The organism is Mesorhizobium sp. BR1-1-6, from assembly GCF_020165355.1.
Taxonomy (GTDB): domain Bacteria; phylum Pseudomonadota; class Alphaproteobacteria; order Rhizobiales; family Rhizobiaceae; genus Mesorhizobium.
This window is the reverse complement of sequence record NZ_JAIUHZ010000017.1, coordinates 86,492-102,564: the sequence shown is the minus strand read 5'-3', so window position 1 is coordinate 102,564 and position 16,073 is coordinate 86,492. Positions and strand designations below refer to the sequence as shown.

The 16,073-nt window shown below is 62.1% G+C and carries 15 protein-coding genes; 9 read left to right on the top strand and 6 right to left on the bottom strand.

Features of this window, described 5'->3' with window-relative positions; genetic code table 11:
* Window positions 1–801 carry a M55 family metallopeptidase gene (locus LB545_RS24595; RefSeq protein WP_140525154.1) on the top strand — a complete coding sequence of 267 codons (801 nt, stop codon included), beginning with the start codon at window positions 1–3 and terminating at the stop codon, window positions 799–801.
* Here LB545_RS24595 and LB545_RS24590 read toward each other — a convergent pair.
* Window positions 788–1,768, bottom strand: coding sequence for a LysR family transcriptional regulator (locus LB545_RS24590; protein WP_140497338.1), 981 nt, complete (start codon window positions 1,766–1,768; stop codon window positions 788–790). The two genes, LB545_RS24595 and LB545_RS24590, sit on opposite strands and share 14 nt — an antisense overlap.
* 295 nt (window positions 1,769–2,063) lie before the next feature.
* Between LB545_RS24590 and LB545_RS24585 the strand changes: the two genes are divergently transcribed.
* The 7 genes from LB545_RS24585 (at window position 2,064) to LB545_RS24555 (ending at window position 10,618) form a co-directional block, all read left to right on the top strand.
* A complete protein-coding gene (locus LB545_RS24585) occupies window positions 2,064–3,689 on the top strand; it encodes an amidohydrolase (protein WP_140561707.1) in 1,626 nt (541 codons plus the stop codon).
* Between the two features lie 67 nt (window positions 3,690–3,756).
* On the top strand, window positions 3,757–5,349 hold the full coding sequence (locus LB545_RS24580; RefSeq protein ID WP_224705985.1) for an ABC transporter substrate-binding protein: 1,593 nt from the start codon (window positions 3,757–3,759) through the stop codon (window positions 5,347–5,349).
* 111 nt (window positions 5,350–5,460) lie between these two features.
* The gene (locus LB545_RS24575) at window positions 5,461–6,396 is read left to right on the top strand and encodes an ABC transporter permease (protein WP_140497345.1); all 936 of its coding nucleotides are present in this window, start codon (window positions 5,461–5,463) and stop codon (window positions 6,394–6,396) included.
* A 3-nt stretch (window positions 6,397–6,399) separates the two neighbouring features.
* Window positions 6,400–7,221 (top strand): ABC transporter permease, encoded by an 822-nt coding sequence (locus LB545_RS24570; protein ID WP_140497347.1) that lies wholly within the window; start codon window positions 6,400–6,402, stop codon window positions 7,219–7,221.
* A gap of 5 nt (window positions 7,222–7,226) precedes the next feature.
* Entirely contained in the window at window positions 7,227–8,135 is a 909-nt protein-coding gene (locus tag LB545_RS24565) for an ABC transporter ATP-binding protein (RefSeq protein ID WP_411908915.1), read from the top strand.
* The gene (locus tag LB545_RS24560) at window positions 8,132–9,082 is read left to right on the top strand and encodes an ABC transporter ATP-binding protein (RefSeq protein WP_224705984.1); all 951 of its coding nucleotides are present in this window, start codon (window positions 8,132–8,134) and stop codon (window positions 9,080–9,082) included. The genes LB545_RS24565 and LB545_RS24560 overlap by 4 nt, the downstream gene beginning before the upstream one ends.
* A 9-nt stretch (window positions 9,083–9,091) precedes the next feature.
* Window positions 9,092–10,618, top strand: a complete 1,527-nt coding sequence (locus LB545_RS24555; protein ID WP_224705983.1) for a M81 family metallopeptidase — start codon at window positions 9,092–9,094, stop codon at window positions 10,616–10,618.
* A gap of 222 nt (window positions 10,619–10,840) precedes the next feature.
* Here LB545_RS24555 and LB545_RS24550 read toward each other — a convergent pair whose 3' ends face one another.
* The 3 genes from LB545_RS24550 to LB545_RS24540 all read right to left on the bottom strand — a co-directional run bounded on the left by LB545_RS24550 (window position 10,841) and on the right by LB545_RS24540 (window position 13,134).
* A complete protein-coding gene (locus LB545_RS24550) occupies window positions 10,841–11,752 on the bottom strand; it encodes an alpha/beta fold hydrolase (RefSeq protein WP_224705982.1) in 912 nt (303 codons plus the stop codon).
* Window positions 11,753–12,147: 395 nt separating this feature from the next.
* Complete coding sequence (locus tag LB545_RS24545; RefSeq protein WP_140515187.1) at window positions 12,148–12,888, bottom strand: SDR family oxidoreductase; 741 nt, start codon at window positions 12,886–12,888, stop codon at window positions 12,148–12,150.
* A gap of 33 nt (window positions 12,889–12,921) precedes the next feature.
* Window positions 12,922–13,134 carry a tautomerase family protein gene (locus tag LB545_RS24540; protein WP_140497359.1) on the bottom strand — a complete coding sequence of 71 codons (213 nt, stop codon included), beginning with the start codon at window positions 13,132–13,134 and terminating at the stop codon, window positions 12,922–12,924.
* Between the two features lie 125 nt (window positions 13,135–13,259).
* Between LB545_RS24540 and LB545_RS24535 the strand changes: the two genes are divergently transcribed.
* Window positions 13,260–14,198, top strand: a complete 939-nt coding sequence (locus LB545_RS24535) for a LysR family transcriptional regulator (protein ID WP_140525146.1) — start codon at window positions 13,260–13,262, stop codon at window positions 14,196–14,198.
* Between the two features lie 58 nt (window positions 14,199–14,256).
* Here LB545_RS24535 and LB545_RS24530 read toward each other — a convergent pair whose 3' ends face one another.
* Both LB545_RS24530 and LB545_RS24525 read right to left on the bottom strand, forming a co-directional pair.
* Window positions 14,257–15,627: a c-type cytochrome gene (locus tag LB545_RS24530; protein ID WP_224705981.1), complete on the bottom strand. Its 1,371-nt coding sequence runs from the start codon at window positions 15,625–15,627 to the stop codon at window positions 14,257–14,259.
* 104 nt (window positions 15,628–15,731) lie between these two features.
* Window positions 15,732–16,073, bottom strand: a complete 342-nt coding sequence (locus LB545_RS24525) for a hypothetical protein (protein WP_140525144.1) — start codon at window positions 16,071–16,073, stop codon at window positions 15,732–15,734.

Sequence of the window (16,073 nt, the reverse complement as noted above, 5' to 3'; positions counted from 1 at the left end):
ATGAAGATTTTCATTTCGGCCGATATCGAAGGCACCGCGGGCATTCAATCCTGGGACGAGGCGGAAAGAACGCATGCCGACCACAGGGAATTCCGCGAACTGATGACCGGGGAGGTCCTGGCCGCCTGCGAAGGAGCGCGAGCCGCTGGCGCCACCGAAATCATGATCAAGGATGCGCATGACAGCGGGCGCAACCTTATTCTCGAACGCATGCCGCCTTTCGCGCGCATCGTGAGGGGCTGGTCGGGACATCCGGACGCAATGATGTTCGGGATCGATGAAAGCTTCGATGCCGCGCTTTATACCGGCTACCATTCCAAGGCCGGCGTCGAGGACAACCCGCTTGCACACACATCGACATTGCGAATATCGCGGCTGATCCTGAATGGCGAAACAGCGTCCGAATTCACATTGAATGCGTTGTGCGCCGCGCGCTATGGCGTGCGCTCGGTATTTCTTTCCGGCGACGAAGGCATTTGCGCCGACGCCAGAGCCCTCGTCCCGGGGATAGCCACTGTCGAAACCCTCAAAGGCATCGGCGCGGCCACCATCTCCCTGGCGCCTGCGGCGGCGCGCGGCGCAATATGCGAGGGCGTTGAAAGGGCGTTGCGCGACAGGGCGCGGCAAGCTTTGCCGTCAATGCCGGAAAGGGTCGAGATCATCATCGAATTCAGCAACCCCGTCGATGCCTATCGCGCCTCCTGGTATCCCGGAGTGCGCCGGCACGGGCCACGTGCCGTCGCCTTTGCATCGAACGACTATTTCGAGGTGCTGCGCGCCTTCCGCTTCATGAAGAGCTGAAGGTCGCCGTGCCCGCGGCTGGCGCGGCGGGCTTCAACGTTTGCGCCAGCGCCTTGGATGATTGCCAAAGAGCCTCTACCATGGTGCTTCGCGTCTTCTCCGAGCTGCGATACAATCGTATCTCGAGATCGAGCGTCCATGTGCTGTCATTCGAACAGATGACAAGGGCTCCATTGGAGATGTCGTTCTCGACGAGGCTTTCTGGCAGCCAGCAGATGCCCGCGCCGGTCAGCGCAAGTTCCTTGAGTCCGGCGCTTATTGTGCTTTCATGCACTGTCTGACGCCGGAACGGCGAGTGCTTCGAGAACAGTTTTCCGAGGGCGACACCAAAGAAAGAGCTGTAACCATAGCCCAGATAGGGCAAAGCTCGCTTTGCCGTTTCCGGACTGTCCAGAATGCCCGCCGCGGGCACGGTCGACTTGTCGAAGCGCAGTTCCGGCGCCGCGACCGGGATGAGCCGATCCGATCCGATAGCCAGATGAGAAAACTTGTCGCGATCCAGGTGAAACGGCACTTCACGGTGCGCATAGGTCAGGAAGAAGTCGGTTTCGCCATCGGTCAGTGCAGCCAGGTTCGCCTCGATGCCACCCCTGTCAGCCATGAAGGATGTGCCGAAGGTGCGAGTGTTCCGCTGCACCTCCCGCAGCCAAACCGGAAAGAACGTGATGGTCAATGTGTGAAGGGCCGCAAAGCGTACAAGCCCCTGTTCCGCAGGCGGGCGCAGAGACTCGCGCACCGAATAGAACATCCTGATGGCGTCTTGCGCCATCGGAAGAAAATTGCGTCCGGCCGATGTCAGTTCGGCCGGCATGGTGGCACGACTGATGAGCGGTGCTCCGAGCCACGTCTCAAGCTGCTTGATGCGCCGACTGAAGGCCGACTGGGTGACATTGCGGATTTCGGCTGCCCGCGAAAAGCTCGATGTTTCTGCAAGTGTCACGAAATCTTCGAGCCATTTGATTTCCACGCGGCCTCTCCTCCACTGCGTTCGAGCATTGATCGAACCGCAATGGGGAACATATTTCATTATAATTGCTATGTTATGCAAATTTTGCATGCTTGATTGCGAAAACCGAATTGGCCTTGTGATCGCCGACGCCCCAACGTCTGCAAAACGAAAAAGCTGGCAACTGGAGCCGGTGGCAGGGGGAACGTGACGTCGAGCGCGGGAGAAGAATCTGACCGCGCGCGAAACGGAATGCCACTCAAAGTCAAATCTATGTCGGCGACGTCCGTGAACGCCGGGGAGAAGAAAAGGCAGCATGAATTCGCAGAACCAAGCCGATCTCGTTTTGCATGGCGGCAAGATTTGGACCGGTTACGGAAATCCGATCGCGGAGGCGATTGCGGTCTTGGGCAACCAGGTCGTGGCCAGTGGCTCCAACGCCGAAATCAAGGCCCTGATCGGAAAGGGCACGAGGGCCGTGGATCTGGCCGGGCGCTTCGCAATGCCCGGTCTGAACGATGCGCACCTGCATCTGATCTCGACGGGGCTCCTGCGCGGCAAGGTCGATGCGACGCCCGATGCCGCGCCGACCCGCGGCGCGCTGATGGCTGCGTTGCAGGCGCGGGCCGCCGAAACGCCCAAGGGCGCATGGGTGACCGCGCGGGGTTTTGACCAGACCCGATATCCCGACGCACTGATGCCGACCGTGAAGGAACTGGACGCCGCCCTGCCCGATCATCCCGTTTCGGTCACGCGCGCCTGCGGCCATGTCACTGTCGTGAATTCGCTGGCGCTGGCGCTGGCGGGAATCGATATCGACACGCCCGATCCGGATGGTGGCGTCATTGGGCGCGAGGCCGGGCAACTGACCGGAATGCTGGCTGAGAACGCCCAGAACTTCGTCTACGACGTCCAGCCGACACCCTCTTTCGCCGAGATACTCGATGCTATCGAAGCGGGGGGCCGTGACCTCCTGCGGTTCGGCATGACGTCCTGCATGGACGCGGCCACTGGCCAGATCGACGGTATGACCGAGATCGAGGCTTATCATGAGGCCGAGCGCAGCGGCCGGCTCCCGGTACGGGTCTGGGCAACACTTCTGGGCGACCCCGGTTCGTCCATCGTCGAGCCTTGCCATGCCGCGGGTCTCGTTACCGGGGTCGGCAGCGACATGTTCCGCATAGGCGGCGTGAAGATATTCACGGACGGCTCGGCCGGCGGACGCACGGCTTGGATGCGCCAGCCATATATTGGCCAGCCTGACAATTTCGGTGTCCGGATGCTGCCGGACGCTCAATTGTTCGAACTGGTCGACCGCTACACCGCAATGGGCTACACCATGGTCTGCCATGGCATTGGCGATGCCGCCATCGACCAGCTCGTGCGCGCTTATGAACGTGTGCGCGCCGCCAGGCCGGATCACAAGCACCGGCACCGGATCGAGCATTGCGGTTATGTCGATGATGCCATCAATCAGCGGATGTTGAAGGCAGGCATCCTGCCTGCGCCGCAGCAGGCCTTCATCTATGATTTCGGCGACGCCTACGTCTCGGTTCTCGGGCCGGAGCGCGGGTTGCGCTCCTATCCGATCGGAACCTGGGATCGCCTCGGCATGAAGCCGTCCACCGGCAGCGACTCGCCGGTCTGTTCGCCCAATCCCTTCCCGGACCTCTACGCCATGCTGACGCGCAAGACGCACAAGGGCACGGTAATGGACGCTTCCGAAAAACTGACGTCCGAACAGGCGTTGCGCGCCTATACCGAACACGGTGCCTACTCCCAGGGCGCGGAAATGGTGAAGGGCCGGTTGGAGCCTGGAATGCTCGCGGACATCGCCGTGTTCTCCAACGACCTCCTGACGGCCACACCGGAGACAATCCTGCGTGAAACGCGCTGTGAGATGACAATTCTGGATGGGCGCATCGTCTATGAAGGAAGTTGAGGCGGGATGCCGGTTGGGCCCGTCTCTGACAGGAAATCAACAACGAACCACAGGGAGGAATTGAGGGATGTTGAACAGACTTGGCTTGATCGCGGCGCTTGCGCTTGGAACGGCGACCGCCGCGCTGGCGCAGGACGCCACACCGAAGGATGGGGGGAAATTGGTGTTCACCGCGCCCTATGGCAACTCCATCACATCGCTGGACATCACGGCGACACCGCATACGCAAGACGAGATCGTGGCCAAAGCGATCAACCGCTCCCTCTACAAATGGAACCCGGAAAGCGGCAAGCCTGAGCTCGACCTCGCCGAAACGGTAGAGAAGTCGGCGGATGGCAAGACCTATACCTACAAGCTCCGGGAAGCGACCTTTCACAATGGCGACAAGCTCGACGCCGATGACGTGATCTGGTCCTACAACCGTCTTGCCGATCCCAAGAAGGCCCTGCCGGGCGCCGAGCAGATGTTGCAGATCGCCGGCGTCGCCGAATTTCAGGCAGGCAAGGCCGATCATATTTCCGGGTTGAAGAAGATCGACGACAGGACCATCGAAATCACCTTCATCAACCTGGCCGATCCGGGCTGGAACCTGATGTCCAACTATGCGCCGATCTACTCCAAGGACTATCCGGAGGATCAGCTGGCCTCCAAGCCGAACGGCCTTGGCCCGTTCAAGCTCGCCAATTACGTTGCGGGCTCGAAGGTCGAACTGGAGAAGTTCGACGGCTATTATGAGGAGGGCAAGCCGCATCTCGACAAGCTCGACATCATGCTGATGGGCGAAGCTTCGGCTCGCGACGTCGCCTTCCGCAACGCGGAGATCGATACCAACGTTCTCGGCCCTGTGCAGTATGAGGCCTACAGCCAGGATCCGGCGCTGAAGGATCACATCCTTGAGGTGGCCGAAGTCTACACCCGCAATATCGGCTTCAATCCGAAGGTCGAGGCATTCAAGGACAAGCGCGTCCGGCAGGCGATCAATTATGCGATCAACAAGGACCTGATTGTCGAGAAGCTCTTGAAGAACAAGGCTTATCCCGCGGTCTCCTGGCTGCCGATTTCATCGCCGGCCTTCGACAAGGACGCCAAGCCCTATGCCTATGATCCGGAAAAGGCCAAGGAACTGCTGAAGGAGGCAGGGTTCGAGACCGGTCTGAAGTTCTCGGTCACCGCGACCTCGAACGAAAGCTGGGGCCTGCCGATCGTCGAGGCGATCATCCCGATGCTGGCGAAGGTGGGCGTCACCGTGACGACCGACCCGGTGGAAAGCTCGGTCCTGTCCGACAAGATCCTGTCCGACAATTTTGATGCCTTTATCTGGTCGAACTCGTCGGGCCCGGATCCGCTGAAATATCTGAACTGCTTCTATTCGAAGACATCGCAAACCGCCTGCAACTACGTCAAGTTCAACAATGCCGACTTCGACAAGCTGATCGAGCAGGCAGGCAACGAAACCGATCCGGCCAAACAGAACGATCTTCTGAGGCAAGCCAACAACCTGCTGCAGGACGAGGCTCCGGTCTGGTTCTTCAATTACAACAAGGCCGTCATGGCCTACCAGCCATGGGTCCACGGGCTGAAGCCGAACGGCGCGGAACTGGCTATCCAGGATTACGAGGACATCTGGATCGACGACAGCGCACCCGCATCACGCAAGTAGCGCGATGGCATGGCTGGCGGGCGGGACCGGTTTGTACGGCCCCGCCCACCGCATGGCGCCCACTCCTCGCCCGCCGCATGGCGCCCAGTTGTTGAAAGGCAGGATTCGCGGATGTCGCGCTTCATCTTTCGTCGCACGCTGCAGATGATCCCGACCCTGCTGGCGGTCGTGCTGATCATTTTCGTGATATTCAGCGTCGTCCCCGGCAGCTTCATATCGAGCCTGATGTCGGAGGGGCGCAACGCCACGAATGCCGATGTGATGGCGCATCTGAACGAGCAGTTCGGGCTGGACAAGCCTCTGCCGGTCCGCCTGTGGGACTATCTGTGGGGGCTGGCGCATTTCGACCTTGGAATTTCCTACCGCACCCGCGAACCGGTGTGGAACGTGATCGAGCCGCGGCTCTGGCCTTCGATCAAACTGGCGCTGGCGGCGATGGGCTTTGCCGCGGCAGTCGGTATTCCTCTGGGATTTCTGGCCGCGCTGAAGCCCGGCAGCGTGTTGGACACCGGCACGATGATGCTGGCGGTTTCCGGCCTGTCGGTTCCCGAATTCTGGCTAGGTTTGCTGCTAATGTACGTCTTTGCGCTGCAGCTCGGTCTGCTGCCGAGCTTCGGCTACCAGCCCGGCGGCATCCGCTACATCATATTGCCTGCCATCGCGCTCGGCGTATCGCCGATGGCGCTCCTGGCGCGAACCACCCGCGCTGGCGTTCTGGACGTGATGAACGCGGATTTCGTGCGAACGGCGCGAGCCAAAGGGTTGACCGAACCGCGTCTGGTGCGCAGTCACGTCACCCGCAACGTGCTGGTGTTGATCCTGACCACGCTTGGCCTTCAGATCGGTTCGCTCATGGGGCAGGCGATCGTGATCGAGAAACTGTTTTCCTGGCCAGGGATCGGGTCGCTTCTGGTCGACAGCGTGTCGGCACGCGACATTCCCGTGGTTCAGGGTACGGTCATCGTGATCGTGTTGTGGTTCCTTGTCATCAACATGCTGGTCGATATCGCCTATGCCATGATCGACCCGCGCATCAAGGTGGCCTGATCCATGCGGTTGCGTTTCAATTTCGCCCTTGGCCTGGCGCTGGCGTTGCTCGTGGTCGCCGCAGCCGTCAGCGCCGGCTGGATTGCCCCGTACAACCCGATATTCGACGCCGACCTGATGAATTCTGAAATGCCGCCGAGCTGGGACCATCTTTTGGGCACGGACGGGCAGGGTCGCGACGTCTTTTCCCGTATCCTCTACGGCGCCAGGGTGTCGCTGACCGTCGGCCTCGTTTCGCAGTTGATCAACTCGTGCATCGGTATGGCGCTTGGGGTTTCGGCCGGTTATTTCGGAGGCTGGTGGGACGACCTGGTGAACGGGCTGACCAACGTCATGCTGGCGATCCCATCCCTGGTCTTCGCGCTCGCCATCATGGCGGTGTTGGGACCCGGCTTGCCAAGTCTCCTGATCGCATTGGGCCTGACCAACTGGTCCTGGACCTGCCGCATCGCCCGCAGCTCCACCTTGTCGCTCAAGAATCAGGGCTTCGTGCAGGCCGCCAGGGCGGCCGGCTTCAGCGACGCCAACATCATGCGCACGCAGATACTGCCGAATATCGTCGGTCCGGTGCTGGTCATCGCGACACTTGGCATCGGCGGCGCGGTTCTGGCGGAAGCTGCACTGTCTTTCCTCGGCGTCGGCATCCGGCCACCACAGCCGAGCTGGGGGAACATGCTGACCGACGCGCGCGAACTGATCCGCACCGCCCCCTGGGCCTCGCTGTTCCCCGGCCTCGCAATCTTCGCCACGGTCCTTGGCTTCAATCTGCTCGGTGACGGGCTGCGCGACATGCTGGATCCGCATATGAGGATAAGGCAGGCATGAGCGGCATTCTTCCCGACCCTGTTCTGTCCATCCGCGACTTGCGCATCGGCGTCGGCAAGCGGAACGAAATCCTTCACGGCGTGTCTTTCGATATCCTGCCTGGGGAAACTTACGGACTTGTCGGCGAATCCGGTTCGGGCAAAAGCATCACCGGCCTTTCGGTGATGGGGTTGCTTAAACGCCCGCTGGAGGTGACCGGCGGCTCGATCTTCTTCCGGAGCCAGGACGTGTTGAAGCTTGGCAGCCGCGCCAGGCGCCGTCTGCGCGGCGACCGTATGGCGATGGTGTTTCAAGAGCCCATGACGGCGCTCAATCCGCTGATGGCGATTGGCCGTCAGATCGCGGAAATGTTCGTCGTTCACAGGGGCTTCGGGTGGTCGGATGCGCGCAGGAAAGCCGTCGAGGCACTGGAAAGTGTTCGTGTGCCGGCGCCCGAGGAACGCGCCCTGTCTTACCCCCATCAACTGTCGGGAGGGATGCGCCAGCGCGTCATGGTCGCCATTGCACTGGCCTGCCGTCCCGACCTGCTGATTGCGGACGAGCCGACCACCGCACTTGATGTGACGGTCCAGGCAGGCGTCCTGGAATTGCTTGCCGAGCTTTGCACGGCTGAAGGAACGGCCGTGCTGCTGGTCAGTCACGATTTGGGCGTGATCGCCAATATGTGCCGGCGCGTCGGGGTCATGGACCGGGGGCGGCTCGTCGAGGAGCAGGACACCAAGGCTCTGTTCGAAAATCCGCTGCATCCCTATACCCGAGGCCTGCTCGCGGCACGCCCTCGCCTGGGGTCGCGAACGCTGGTTGGACGCGCCCGCCTGACCGAACTGGACCAGGTCGTGGGCAGCGAGGAGCGTGGACGCGACGCACCGACGCTGACCACGCCGCGCGGCCTTGGTCTGGAGGCGACCGCATGAACCAGCCTCTTCTGGAAATCCGCGACCTCAACGTCCATTTCCCGCTGCCGCGTCGCTCGCTGTTGGGGCCAAAGCGGACGCTTCGTGCCGTTCAGGGCGTGAATCTGACCCTGAACGACGGAGAGTGCCTGTCCATCGTCGGTGAATCCGGCTGCGGAAAATCCACCACCGCGCTGACCGTGATGGGCCTGCAGGAGCCGACTTCGGGAAAGATACTGTTCCAGGGCAAGCCGTTGGCAGGCCCTGGCGCTCCCGCCCGCAAGGAGCGCGCGCGCATCGCTCAGATGGTGTTTCAGGACCCGTATGCGTCGCTGAATCCGCGCCAGACCATCGGTCGCATGCTGTCCTCGCAGCTTTCCCTGCATGGAATCGCCAGGGGAAGCGAGGCCAGCCACCGCGTCGCCGAGATGCTGACCCGAGTCGGCCTGACGCCCGATCACGCCGACCGTTATCCGCATGAATTCTCCGGCGGGCAGCGCCAGCGGATCGGCATCGCGCGGGCGTTGATGCTCGATCCGAAGATCCTGGTGCTGGACGAGCCGGTGTCGGCGTTGGACGTGTCCATCCAGGCGCAGATCATCAACCTGCTGATGGACCTGCAGGAAACGCTGGGCTTGAGCTACATCATGATCTCCCATGATCTGAGCGTGGTCGAGCATGTCAGCGACCGGGTTGCCGTGATGTATTTCGGCCGCGTGGTGGAAGAGGGTGACTGGCATTCGATTTTCAGCCGCCCGACGCATCCCTACACGCGTCGCCTGATCGGTTCGGTTCCCGATCCCGACGCGATCCTGACCGGGGCACGCGCCTTGCCAGATGCTGCCTTCGTCCCAGGCGCCGCCCGCTTTTCGCCCGACATTTCGCGCCGTCCGGACCCCGACGAAGAACCCGAGCCAAGCGAGCTTGTCGAGATCGGCCGCGGTCATCGCGTGCGTCTCGCGCAATAGGAATTGCCCATGACCTTCAATGTCCTTACCTGCGAATTCATGCACGAGAGCAATACGTTCTCGCGCTTCCGTACCGACTTGCCGCAGTTTCAGGTGGACACGCTTCTCCTTGGCGACGACGCGATCCGCGCCCGGCGCAACGCCAACACCGAACTTGCCGGATTCATGGATGTGGCGGAACCGGCGGGCTGGAACGTGATCCACGCGATTTCGGCACATGCCGTGCCCGGGGGGCGGGTGACGAAAGCTGCCTATGACCACATCGCCGGTATTATCCTGGAGGCAGCGCGTTCGAACAAGGGCCGCCTCGACGGAGTGCTGCTTGGACTTCATGGCTCGATGGTGCCTGAGTTTTGCCCGGACGGGGAAGGGTATCTGCTAGGCCTTCTGCGGGCCGAACTTGGAACGGATATTCCTGTTGCGGTAACGCTCGATCTTCATGCGATGGTGTCCGAAGATATGGTTCGGGACGCGCAGATCCTTGTCTCCTACAAGACCTATCCGCATGTGGACATGCGCGAAATCGGCGCGCATGCCGCCCGTATCCTGGATCGCGCAATGAGGGGTGAAATCGCGCCCCGGACCGTTAGGGCGCATGTGCCGATGCTGGACGAAGCGAATTCAGGCCGCACCGACATTCTCGAGACGCTGGCCCTCTATGACCGCGCCCGCGAGGCCGAGGCCGAGGGCTTGCTCGCGGTTTCCGTCAATGCAGCCTTCACGGGCGCCGACGTGTCCTGCGTCGGCCCCACCGTGCTCGCAACCTATGACAGCCGTGATCCCGGCGCCAAGCCAGCCGCCATGCATGTGACAGAGGAACTTGCGGACAGGATCTGGGAGGGCCGGACCAAGAAGCGCAATGTTTTCATCGAGGTCGACGAGGCTGCTGCCGAGGCGCATGCCTGGCGCGGCGACAAGCCACTTGTTATCGCCGATTACGCCGACAATCCCGGCGCCGGCTCCTACGGCGACTCGACCGCGCTGCTGAAGGGCCTGCTCGATGCGGGAGCAAAGGGTGCGGTACTCGCGCCGATGATCGATCCTCAAGCGGCAAATGAATTGCACGGTCACCGGCAAGGCGAAACCGTGACGGTGACGATTGGCGGCAAGGGCGACGCCAACTTCGGCGGTGGCCCGCTAACGGTGACGGGTGTGCTGACCAGGCTTTCGGACGGCGCCTATGTCGGCGACGGACCGATTCAGGGCGGGCTCACCCATAGTTTCGGCCCCACCGCCGTAATCGACGTCGACGGGATCGAAGTCCTGGTCGTTTCAGAAGCGCAGCAGATGGTCGACCTTCAGCAATTGCGGGCTTTCGGGATAGAACCGACGGCTCGCCGCGTGTTGGTCCTGAAGTCGATGCAGCATTTCCGGGCGGCATTCGAGCCGATAGCGGGCAAGATCATCGTCTGCGATGCGGGCGCGCTGGCAACGCCGCGGGCAGAGCGGCGCCCCTATATCCACGCGCCGCGCCCGCTCTGGCCGCTCGACAAGGATTTCGAGCGCTTCGTTCGTCCCTTGGTCGACACACTCTAAATTACCAAAGCGGGCCAGTGCAGACGGCCCCTTCCTGGATGCGAATGCCGACAGCGAGCGCACTCTTCGCAGGCCCTGCATGTCGACCGGATTTGACCTCGCCATCCTCCTCCTCAGCGCGCCCTCGATACCGTCCAGTACGATGCCGCGCACACGCGTGGCGACGCGGTGCTATCGATCACCGACCGTCAAGACATCGCCACGTTTGCGATACGCTTCAGCTCATCTATTCGCTCCGACCTGCGGGCCTGCCCGGGCCGTTCTTCGAGGCTCGGAAAACGGCGGCGTCCGCGCTGCATCGTGACGCGCGTCGTCCCGGTGCCAGAAGTCGAGAACGGCTGCGGTGATAGCCTCTGGCGCGTCCTCCTGCACAAGATGCTTCGCATCCGGTACGACAACGAGTGGAGCGTTTGGGATGCGCCGTGCGAGTTCTTCACCATCTTTCAGCGGGATGAATTCATCCTCGGCGCCCCAAAGAATGGTCACGGGGCAGCGGATTTCGTCGTAACGACCCTCGATCTCCTCGCTGTATTTGTCGTCCATCTGCGCCACCTGGCGCCAGAACGCCCCCTTACCCTCCTCGGTAAGCCAGGGCTGGAGATAAAGCCGCGTCTCTTCTTCGCGCAATCCGTACTTCACAGCGGCACCGATATACGCGCGCAGGACAGCTTCATGGATGTAAGCCGGTAGACCGGCAAAAACGTCTTGGTGCGTCTTGGCCGCCTGCACCAGCGCGGATCCCTGGGGGCTGATTGCGACAGGATCGATCAGCATGAGGCTGCTGTAGTCGATGCCGTCCATGAGATGGGCGCGCAACGCGGCGGACCCGCCAAAGTCATGCGCGACAACGTCCGGGCGCTCTATACCCCAATGCTTTACCAGCGCCGCGAAAACTCCATTCTGAAGACCATGCAGGACGTCGGCGTCCGGCTTGTCGGACTGCCCGAAACCCAGCAAATCATAATAGAAAACCCGACGGTGCCGCGCGAGCCACGGTGCAATTCGCCGCCACACCAGCGAGGAAAATGGCGAGCCGTGCAGGAGGATCGCAGGCTGTCCTTCGCCGAGCGTGCCCCAGGCGATCGCGTGATCGCCGTAGATGAAGCGCTCAGGCAGAGTCCAGTTCGCAATCATCTCGTCCTCCGTATCCAGAGACTTGTCGAGGAATCCGACAGGAAGCGGGTCGGACCGAAACTCTCAGCCATGGTGCGATGGTGCGAATTCCGGCCCTGGACAATCTCTCGGCGACAGAAACCCAGGTGGTAGCGTCGTCAGGCCAGCCGTGCAGCAGCAAAGCCGCTGTGTCATGCTTCGCGCCTTCCTCCAGAAAGGCGATGTCGAGCATTTGTGGCCGCGGTTGACGGCATGATGAAGCGCGCGTGGGTCTGCATCCCTGCCCAACGAGGACGGCGCGATCGGGTTCCTTGGCATGCGACCATCAGGCCGCTCTTGTCGACCTCCGTCCGAGGCAGCCCGTTCACGGAAAGCCTTCCCCTATCCGAGCCGGACTTGCTTCATGATCCTGTTCCTCAGATGACCCCGCCATTCGCTCGGACGATCTGGCCGTTGATCCAGCCGCTGTCCGGTCCAACCAGCAGGGAGACGACGCGCGCGATGTCGTCGACCTCGCCCAGACGGCCGAGCGGGTTCATCTGTTTGATACGATCGAGCGTAGCCTGATCCTTGCCTTCGAGAAAAAGCTCGGTGGCCACCGGCCCCGGCGCAACCGCGTTGACCGTGATGGCGCGGGATCCCAACTCCTTCGCCAGAATGTGGGTGAGCGCTTCGACCGCGGCCTTGGTGGCCGCATAAACGCCATAGGTCGGCTGGTAGAGTCCGACGACGCTGGTCGAGAAGTTCACGATGCGGCCGCCGTCGCGCAGGCGCCTCGCCGCCTCGCGAAGGCCGTTGAACGTGCCCTTGAGATTGATCGCGATGGTCTGATCGAAGGTCGCATCATCAAATTGAGCGACCGGCGCGAGCTTCATGATGCCGGCATTGTTCACCAGCACGTCGACGCCGCCATGGGCCGCTTCGGCGGAATCGAACATCCGTCTCACGGCTTGGGGGTCGCTGACATCGGCCTGGAAGGAGGTGGCCCGACCGCCGGCCTTTTCGATCTCGTCCACCAGCTTGGCGGCCGCTTTGGCGCTGCCTGCATAGTTGACGACGACCGTGAGGCCGTCGCTCGCCAGCCGGCGGGCGATGGCCGCTCCAATGCCACGAGACGCTCCCGTGACGATCGCAACTTTGTTCGTTGAGGTGGTCATTGTCGTTGTTCCTTTGCCGTGTTGTTGCCGATATCAATCCTTCGCTCGATATTCCTGCGGGATCACGAAGACCTCGTCGGCGCGGGCGTAACCGCCGTCCTTGACCTCCTCGATCAGGACCATGGTATGCGGCCGAGCGGCCTCGGAGAAATATTCCACGAGCATCGCGGTGGCCCGATGGACGATCTCTTCTTTCTGGGCCCGGTTCAGCGCCGCCTCGGGGACCTTGAAATTGACGAAAGGCATGATCTTCACTCCTGTCGATCTGAGGACTTGAATGGTGTGAAGATAGCCGTTTTTAAAACCAGCACTAGAAAGCCGATTTCAACATCACCATTTCAAAAGCCATAACAATCGACTACGAGATGGTCATGGATCGTATCGACGTCATGCGGCTCTTCGTCAGGATCGTCGAGCGTGGGAGCTTTGCCCAGGCCTCGCGGGACCTGCAGGTTCCGCGGCCCACTGCCACCCATGCGATCCAGCGCCTGGAAGCGGATCTCGGCGTTCGGCTCCTCGAACGGACAACCCGAAATGTGAGGCCGACGCTCGATGGCGCACTCTACCATGAACGCTGCATCCGGCTCCTTGCGGACCTGGATGAGGTGGAGAGCGTCTTCAGGAATGCGGAACCCAAGGGTCCGCTTCGTGTGGATATGCAGGGGACCATCGCGCGGTTTTTCGTCATGCCCGCCTTGCCCGAGTTCATCACGCGCTATCCCGGCATCTCGCTCAGCCTCAGCGAAGGCGACCGGATGGTCGACCTCATCACTGAAGGCGTCGATTGCGTCGTGCGAGCCGGCGAACTGTCCGACTCGTCTCTGGTCGGTCGCCACATAACCGCATTCGAGCAACTCACCCTGGCGAGCCCAGCCTATCTTGAACGTCACGGCGTCCCTTCAACACCGGATGATCTCGGCGGCCATCGCATGGTTGCCTATACCGCCTCCGCGACAGGGCAGCCGTACGCGCTGGAATTCGAGATGGACGGCGCGGCAAGGGAAATTCCACTGCCCTACGATATCGTCGTCCGGGGCGCCGAAATCTACACGGCCTCCGGCGTCGCCGGGCTCGGGTTGATACAGGTCCCGCGCTATCGCGTAGAGCATCAGATCGCCACCGGGGAATTGGTTCCGATACTGGAAACCTTCCCACCACCGCCGATACCCGTATCCGTGCTCTATCCCCAGAGCCGCCATCTGTCTTCGCGGATCAGGGTGTTCATCGATTGGCTGGCGGACGTCTTTCGCGCCCCTCGCGGCGCTGCCGGGAGTTCCTCTCAGAAGGGCTCGGTCGAGATATCAAGCTGAGGCAGTTCATCGTTGCACGGAAAGGCGGAACAGGTACGCCACGCTTCGGCACACCGTCTCATGGCCTGCCCCTCGACACGAATATGAGATGCCTCTGGTGCATTCTCAGGCGAAGGCGTCTGGCGAGCAGAAGCGCCAGACCAAGCGCAAATACGATGCCGCCCGCCACCAGCGCCTGGGCCGCCAGAACCAGCACCGTCTGCTCTGTCGTCGAGCCTGCCCGCATCTGGCGCACATCGGCTGCCGTGACGCTGACTTGCGGGTTTCCGAAGCGCGCTGTCACATAGTTTGCAAGGGCCGCCACCTGGCCGTCGTCCAGCCAGCCGTCAAAGGCCGCCATCGATTTGCGGCCCGCGACGCCGCCTGCCTTGACGCCTTCAAGGATGGTCATGACGACATTCTCAGGCGAGGTTACGCCGAGAGTGCTGTTGTTGGTCAGTGATGGATAGGTGCCATCCGCCGATCCGCCTCCATTCAGGCCATGACATCCCGAGCAGAGCGACCGGTAGAGATCGTCGCCCACCGCGACCCCGCTGCCCTCCACGCTGGTCTTCGTCCCGGCATCGCGGGCGGCTGCGGGCGGATTGGTCCACGCGAAGCGCGGCCGCTTCTCGTCTCCCGATTGGGCGGGCACGGTCCTGAGATAGGCGACGATGGCATGAATGTCGTCGTCCGAAAGATATTGCAGGCTGTTCATGACCGTTTCCGCCATCGGACCGCCCGCATATGCCTTTCCAGGCATGGCGCCGGTCTTGAGAAACCGAAACAGCTCCTCATCGCTCCAGCCGCCTATGCCCGCGATCTTGTCGCCGCTGATGTTGAACGCCTGCCAGATACCGGCGCTGCCGCCGGCAAGCTTGCGATCTTCATCCATGCCGAACGTCGTATTCCTTGGAGTGTGGCAGGCGCCGCAGTGGCCAAGCACCTCCACCAAGTAGGCGCCCCTGTTCCATGCGCCGGTTCGGCTTGGATCTGGTCCGAAGCCGCCGGCGTGGAGGTTGGCAAGTTTCCACAACCAGAGCGTCCAGCGCTGGTTAAATGGAAAGGGCAGTATGTTTGGCGGCGACGGCTGAGAAATCGGCGCGGTCGTGAGCAGGTAGGCTCGGATCGCGAGCACATCCTCGCGGTTCATCCCGACGAAGCTGTCATATGGCATGGCGGGATAGAGATCGGGCCCGTCGCGTCTGACGCCTTTCTGCACGGCTCGCACGAATTCGTCGGCGGAATAGCGCCCGATGCCTGTGTCGGGGTCCGGTGTGATGTTGGTGGAATAGACATCGCCGAACGGCGTCGGCACCCGATAGCCTCCGGCGAAAGGCCGGCTCGGATTGGACGTGTGGCAGCCGACGCAATCGGCGGCTCGGGCAAGATATTCGCCTTTCTGGATCTCGTTCGCCCGCAGCGGCGTGCCAGGCGCCAGCGACGCCATGACGGCCGCGATTCGTAGGAGAACGGCGAGGAACGGAACGCTTGCAGCAGGCCAACGCAAACGCTGCCCAGGGCGGATGACCGCTCGTCGGCTCCGCTGCACAGTCACAGTTCGCATCCGCTGAAGATCAATCCGGCCGCCATTTGCGCCAGCATGACGAGCGTGAACAGGGCCCCGATGCCTACCGAAGTCCTGGCCAGAAACGCGCGCGTGCGCGCCTTCAGGGGCGGGCTCGTGCCGTGCCCTGGATCATGAACGGCGCGCCATGACAACAGGACGCCCAGCGCCGCGACGGCGGCGCCTGTCAGCGAGAACAGAACAGTGGGCTGAAACCCGGCGTCGCATTGCCAATATGCGATTGAATAGTCGAGCTGCAGCGATATCGCCCACGCCGTTGGTCCGGTGGCCATGCCTGCCCAGGAAACGCCCGTGCGGATCGCCTGCAT

Excerpts from the sequence above, each read along its gene's own strand:
- LB545_RS24530 (WP_224705981.1), bottom strand. The coding sequence starts at position 15,627 with ATGGCGTCGCTGGCGCCTGGCACGCCGCTGCGGGCGAACGAGATCCAG.
- LB545_RS24545 (WP_140515187.1), bottom strand. The coding sequence starts at position 12,888 with ATGACCACCTCAACGAACAAAGTTGCGATCGTCACGGGAGCGTCTCGT.
- LB545_RS24535 (WP_140525146.1), top strand. The coding sequence starts at position 13,260 with ATGGATCGTATCGACGTCATGCGGCTCTTCGTCAGGATCGTCGAGCGT.
- LB545_RS24525 (WP_140525144.1), bottom strand. The coding sequence starts at position 16,073 with ATGCAGGCGATCCGCACGGGCGTTTCCTGGGCAGGCATGGCCACCGGA.
- LB545_RS24540 (WP_140497359.1), bottom strand. The coding sequence starts at position 13,134 with ATGCCTTTCGTCAATTTCAAGGTCCCCGAGGCGGCGCTGAACCGGGCC.
- LB545_RS24580 (WP_224705985.1), top strand. The coding sequence starts at position 3,757 with ATGTTGAACAGACTTGGCTTGATCGCGGCGCTTGCGCTTGGAACGGCG.
- LB545_RS24550 (WP_224705982.1), bottom strand. The coding sequence starts at position 11,752 with ATGATTGCGAACTGGACTCTGCCTGAGCGCTTCATCTACGGCGATCAC.
- LB545_RS24560 (WP_224705984.1), top strand. The coding sequence starts at position 8,132 with ATGAACCAGCCTCTTCTGGAAATCCGCGACCTCAACGTCCATTTCCCG.
- LB545_RS24575 (WP_140497345.1), top strand. The coding sequence starts at position 5,461 with ATGTCGCGCTTCATCTTTCGTCGCACGCTGCAGATGATCCCGACCCTG.
- LB545_RS24555 (WP_224705983.1), top strand. The coding sequence starts at position 9,092 with ATGACCTTCAATGTCCTTACCTGCGAATTCATGCACGAGAGCAATACG.
- LB545_RS24570 (WP_140497347.1), top strand. The coding sequence starts at position 6,400 with ATGCGGTTGCGTTTCAATTTCGCCCTTGGCCTGGCGCTGGCGTTGCTC.
- LB545_RS24585 (WP_140561707.1), top strand. The coding sequence starts at position 2,064 with ATGAATTCGCAGAACCAAGCCGATCTCGTTTTGCATGGCGGCAAGATT.
- LB545_RS24595 (WP_140525154.1), top strand. The coding sequence starts at position 1 with ATGAAGATTTTCATTTCGGCCGATATCGAAGGCACCGCGGGCATTCAA.